The sequence below is a fragment of the uncultured Anaerobiospirillum sp. genome, from assembly GCF_902485895.1.
In the GTDB taxonomy this organism is placed as follows: Bacteria; Pseudomonadota; Gammaproteobacteria; order Enterobacterales; family Succinivibrionaceae; genus Anaerobiospirillum; species Anaerobiospirillum succiniciproducens.
Genome location: NZ_CABTML010000048.1, coordinates 25,686 through 32,083, shown reverse-complemented (window position 1 = coordinate 32,083; position 6,398 = coordinate 25,686). Strand labels below are relative to the sequence as shown.

2 protein-coding genes are annotated in these 6,398 nt (G+C 44.6%); both read left to right on the top strand.

Going from position 1 to position 6,398, the window contains the following annotated elements; translation table 11 throughout:
- Positions 1–1,595: 1,595 nt before the first annotated feature.
- Entirely contained in the window at positions 1,596–3,932 is a 2,337-nt protein-coding gene (locus tag RDO37_RS03920) for a U32 family peptidase (protein ID WP_308498181.1), read from the top strand.
- 1,077 nt (positions 3,933–5,009) lie between these two features.
- A complete protein-coding gene (locus RDO37_RS03915) occupies positions 5,010–5,897 on the top strand; it encodes a 3'-5' exonuclease (RefSeq protein ID WP_027940119.1) in 888 nt (295 codons plus the stop codon).
- Positions 5,898–6,398 lie beyond the last annotated feature (501 nt).

Sequence of the window (6,398 nt, the reverse complement as noted above, 5' to 3'; positions counted from 1 at the left end):
GTACCTCCTTCGGTATCAACTACACTGGCTCTTCAAACACCGACAGCTTCGGTGTTAACGCTCAGTGCCGTTACATGTTCTAAGAGCGCTGATGCGTAACTAGACATTAACTAAGTATGGTCATGCGCCGGTTTTAGAGACATGCATGACCTTCAAAGCGATCATGATCGATGTCGGGGATAGGGCATCGGGCGTGGTCGCTTTTTGCGTTTTATAAATAGCCATGAGCTCCACTCAGAGCTAGGTCAATTTAAGGTCTGGCAATGATTAAGACTTTTGTTTGACATATTGGCGGCTTAATGGATGCACTTGTTTAATGCTCTTATCAAGACCCAGCACTATCATAGTAGCGTGCATGATGTTTTTTATGCATTCGAGGATCATTGCTTAAAATGTTTGAGGAAGGGGCCTAAAAAGGCATACAAAGAGGTTAAGATGAGCTTAAGTTTTTTCATTTGAGATGATTTTATGAAAGCAAGTAAAGAGTACTTTTTCACTAAGCTAAAGGAAAACTTAGGCGGTGAGGTCGATTATTGTTGTCTATTAGATGGCTGCTATGTGTTTCATATTTACCACAAAGAAGACTTAGAGATTAGATCTGGTCCTCCAATATATGCCGTCTGCGACCCAAATAACCCTGATAAGGTTCGGATAAAGCAGAGCATGGATTTCTATGCGCAGGTTTATAAGCAGATGAATGACCAAACTTAGAGATCTATCCATTTCAGGTCTTCTCTTTTCGTGCATTGCCGCTACCAATGTACGAAACAAGTAAACACGCAACAACTCGGCAGATTAGGCTATAACTCATGCGCATTGAAATGCCTTTGATTTATGTGCACTAGCAAGTTCTCTAATGCCTGTCTTATCTTGTCTCGAACCATGTTTAGTAGAGCTTGATTTGTTAGTGGACATTGATAGTTAGTCTTGGCTATGCTGCACGAACATTTGATCAATGGCATTACAAAGATGCGTCATCACTGACAAGTTTAGTCATTGCTAGCGCTCGCTATGTGGCTTTGTATGATGTTTTAATGCCGTGTAACTAATGGGCGTTGCGGGGCTTTGTGGCCATGGCCTTTCCCTTGGGGCAGCTTTGTAGTGGGTCTTGCTTAGTGACTCTTTTGGCCTGTACGTTGTTCTCTTAGATAACTTGGTTTTGACTGGTGCTTTTGGTGGAAGTACGTCGATTTGTGGGTAGCGCTTTTGATAAGTTTGGGCAACAGGAAAAATAGGGCCGTGATATTTGTACGAGTTTTAGTACAATATGCCCCGCTGTTTTTAGCACTCTAATCTCAATGTAGCTTCATTGCATTGCTTGGTTTGTAGCTAGCCATCGTCGCTTTGGGTAACTTTGTGTGGTTATGGCACGGGTCGATGTTTTGATGATTTGAATTATTTCATATTGCTGCTTTTCATCGTTAGCGTATGCGATGCGTTTGATAACGGATGAAGGTAGCGCCACTTCTTTCTTGCTTGTTGAGCTGCTTTTGTGGCCTGACGGGCCTGCAGAGCTGTTCGTTGCCAAGGTCAGGTGGTGGTTTGATTGGGACTAGAGATGCTTGATAGCGGTAATGCTTTTATGAGGATGACAAATGAGCGCACGTAAGCTGGAACTTTTATCTCCTGCCAAGAATGTGGAAATCGGTATTGCGGCTATTACTGCAGGTGCTGATGCCGTATATATTGGTGGCCCATCCTATGGTGCGAGATCGGCTGCAGGCAACTCTATTGAAGAGATTGCTACTTTATGCTCTTTTGCTCATCGCTTTGGCGCTCACGTATACATGACTGTAAACACCTTGCTCTATGACAATGAAATTGAAGGTGTAGAGCGCATGATCGGTGAGGCTCGCAATGCCGGTGTCGATGGCATTATCGTGCAAGATCCTGCTGTCTTATCCATGAGTACAGTTAAGGATTTAGAGCTGCACTGCTCAACGCAGATGAATATCGACACGGTTGAAAAGGCTCGCTTTGCTCAAGAGCTTGGTTTTAGCCAGATCGTGGTACCACGTGAGTTTAGCTTAGAAGAGATTAAGGCCTTTACCTCTGCTTTGCCTAACATGCGCTTTGAGGTCTTTGTCTCTGGTGCCATGTGCGTCTCTGTATCGGGTGTATGCTTTATCTCTGAGCTTATGACTGACCGCAGTGCTAATCGTGGCTCTTGTGCTCAGATTTGTCGTCTCCCAATGGACTTATATCACCACGATCGTAAGGCCGCTAAAGATAATCCTGAACTAAAAGATGAGCTTTTAGCCTCCGGTCACCTCTTATCTATGAAAGACAATCTGCGTCTGCATGAGCTTGAGGACTTAGTAGAGGCAGGTGCTTCATCTTTCAAGATCGAAGGTCGTTTAAAAGATCGTGACTTTGTGGTCAATCAAGTAGCCGCATTCCGTGAGCGCTTAGATAAGATTATTGATAACTCCAATGGCCGCTATGAGCGTGCCTCCATTGGTGTCAGCAAGCGCACCTTTGTCCCTGATTTAACTAAGACCTTTAACCGTGGCTTTACCTCAGCCCTTGTCCATGGCGACAATAGCGACATGATCAATACCAAGACCCCAAAGAGCTTAGGCGAGATCATGGGTGAGGTAATCTACTGCGGTAGCTCAGCTCCTGCTAACTCTAATCGCAATCGCTTTAACGATAAGGCCTCTTCTCGTAGTGGCAAATTCGGTGGCGATAAGTTTGCTAAAGGACGTTGCGCTTCTAATAGCAATAAGAGCCAAGGCTTTGTAGTAGATATGAAGCTGAGCCGCAATTGTGTTCTTAATAACGGCGATAGCTACACATTCTTTGATGATAATGGCGAGCTTGCAGGTTTCCGCGTTAATCGCGCCTCTATGCTTTCAGCGTCTGCTGCAAGTGCTGCTAAGTCATCTAAAGGTCAGTGGCAGGATAAAAATGCTAAGGGCTTAAAGGGCTCTACTGCCCATGGCTCTTCTGGTGCTAATGCAATGGGCACGGCTGCGGCTCAAAAGGCTAGTGGTGCGGTTGAGGGACAGATTGCTGCAATTAAGCTTGCTGATGGCTCTATTGAGTGCAGAGCAGGTGATACCGTACGTCTGCACGTACAGGCAGTACCTGAGGGCATGAGTGTTGGCGCTAAGCTGCATCGTAATGTAGATACTCTCTTTATCAAGTCCATCAATATGCCAAAGTCTATCTTACGTAAGACTCCATTATCTTGCGTAGTAGACATCGCTGCAGATGGCCTGTCTATTAGCTTTATGGATGAGTATGAGCGTTGCGGCAGTGCTAGTGTTACTTTTGCAAGCGTCCATGAGGAGCTTACTAAGTCAAATCCAGACTTTGATATCAGTGCTCTACAGCCACTCAAGCAAGAGGTCATGACCTCCAAGTTAGTAAAGCTTGGTGATGACTATCTGTCACTGCAAGAGAGCGACATTACTATCAATGGCTTAGAGTCAAATGCTTTAATGCCGCTGTCAGCTTTCAACAATCTACGTCGTGAAGCTCTGCAAGAGTATATCCGTGTAGTTCAAATGCCACGTTGTAAGTGCATTGAGTCAAATCTTACATACTTAGATGGCAAGTCTGAGTCTCTTGTCTACACCGATCCCCAGGGTCTTCAGAGTGGCGCAAATCCATCAGCTGCAGTGGGTAGTGCTAAGGCTGCTCAGATCTTCTTCCCAGAGGGTAGTATTGACCCACGCTTAATTAGCAATGCCAAGTCACGTGCTTTCTACGAGCAGTACATGAAAGACGGTTTGGAGCCACCAAATCGGCTCATTGGCAACGCTGTTATGACTTGCCGCAATTGCTTAATCAAAAACCATGCTTTGTGCCATGATCTCGGTGGCTCTACTACAGGCTTCTACTTAATGATTGGCAAGCATCGTTTTGATCTCGTTACTAACTGCAAACGCTGTCTTATGTACTTAGTTCCTCACGAAGAGGCCTAATCAAAACCAGCAGCAACCAGCCCACAATATACAGGCCTCAATACTTTGTTGAGGCTATCGATGTCACCTTAATCATCTGACCACAATAGTGAGGCCCAGATGATGGTAATGACCTCTCATAGGCTTACGCAGTACGTTTCATATAGCACTTAAATGCCTGAGAAGCTTATCTGTTCATCAGATACTTACTGACCTTGAACGCTTTGCTTGGCTAACGTATGCAGGCTTTGCTCAAAGGAGTTATAGGCTTGCATAAGCTGCACGACTCTCAGTGCAGTGCCTCTTGCCAATGTCCAAATGCAACCTCTTTAGAGGCTCATCATTGGCAGAAGCATCAGCTTTGCTGGTACGAGCTCTTAGCGTCAGCTATTAGCTTTTAATGCTTGCATATGCAGCAGCATTAGATGCATCAGGACAGCATCAGCGTGAATTGCAGTGTAGTGTTGCGTGACACAAGGTACGGCATTTTCCCTCATACCTTCGGGTAGGAGGTTGAGTATGGCTAAACTGCACGGCTGCAGGGCTTGGTGTTGAAATGCCACTATGCTCATTGTGTGCCGGTGAATGCAATTGAGCTGTAAAGCTCAGGAGCTCTGAAGACTGTCAATCGTTTTGATGTTGGTGCCTGGCTTTCATTGTGCGCGTGGTCGTTTCTTGCGTACGGCATATTGTGGATGCATGTAGCTGTGCTCGTATCTTAGAGCTTATGTTGTGACGTGGCGTAGCGTGGCGTGCTTTGGCGATGTGGTCTTTGCATTGAGGCAAAGTTTGACGATCCTCGCGAAAGCTTAGAAAAATTATATTATTTTGATGTGATTAGTAGAATAATCATATGCATGCAGGCATAATAGCTTCAAACTAGTGATATTGATGCATAAGACTTGCACAGATGCGCTAAGTTAAGTGTAGAATACGCAATCTTATGATGCAAAGTAGGGCTTTTACACCTGACTTAACTCATAGACATAATTAATTTGTGTACAGATCTTAGATGTAAATCATCTGTAACATATCTACCTTTGCTGCTAGTGTTGGTAGCTTAGACATTTAGCGAGCATGATTGCTTAAGGACCTAAGATGTTTCCTCTAGATAGACTTGAAGACATCAAAAATCATCCCAATGACTTCAAACTTCTCGAGCGAGTCCCGATCACACGCGAAGACGTCGTTGAGCTGCTACCAATTCAACTAACTCCAAGAGCTCCTGAGGAAAGAGTATGTGCTGTAGTCTTCTTAGATACTGAGACTACTGGTATGTCTGCTGTCTCTGACAAGGTCATTGAGCTTGGTCTAGTGCGTTGTACCTTCTCTTTAGATCGTAAGATTCTCTTATCAATCGATCGTATCTACGATGCTTATGAAGATCCAAAGCGTCCTATTCCTGAGGAGATCACCAAGCTTACTGGTATTACCGATGAAATGGTTAAAGGCCAGGTCTTTGATGATGAGCTCGTGTTAAACCTCGTAGCTGGCAATCCTTTAATCGTTGCTCATAATGCTAAGTTTGACCGTCCATTCTTTGATCGTCGCTTTGGTCCAGCCTCAAGATCTGCTTGGGCATGTTCGGCAAAAGAGATCAATTGGTCAAATCATGGCTTTGGCGGTTATAAGCTTGAGTTCTTAGTACAGAGCATGGGCTACTTCTACGAAGCTCACCGTGCCTGCAATGATTGCTTAGCTCTGTGCTATTTAATGCACTTAATGCCAAAGGCTTTTGAAGAGCTCATCAATAGCTCCTTAACCCAGACTTTCCGTATCGATGCAGTTAAGGCTCCATTTGATGTAAAAGATCAGCTCAAGCAAAATGGCTATCGCTTTGATGGTACAGAAAAGGTTTGGTACATCAACGTAGTCGGTACTGAGGAGGCAAAAAATCAGGTTAACTTCCTGCAGTCAGTTTACTCAGATGCCACCCGTAACGTGCGCATCACTTCCATGACCGCAAAAGACCGCTACCGCAGCTAATTAGCAAGCCGTATTCGATGCAAAAAGGCCCATAGCATCCACAAGCACCACAGCCATCATTGTGCTTAACAATACCTTGCCGCCGCTACCTGTGCTACATCAGACAAGGTCATAGACCACAATATCTCAAAGCATTAAGGCTAGCGACCTTCTTGGCCTACAAGCATGTATAAAATGCCGTAGCTGACACTGATTAGAATCAGCTGTGATAGAAGAGCAATAGAAGAGCACATGTTCATTTTGTTGCCTTTAAGAAGTGCTCAGCCGCCTTATCATCAGCCTCACTTGGAATCCATAAGAAAGGCATTGTAGTGGCAACGGATTTGGCTATACCAAGGCAACTAAAGAGCTAGTACTACCTCAAAAACGTATAAAATACGTGTAGCGAATGCATTGGCTAGGAGCTGTTTAAGTTGCTCTATGCATTTGCATTTGCATTTGCTTTTGGCTATGAGTATGGCTATTACAATTGTTAGAGCTACAGCAAATGGAACTTGCCGA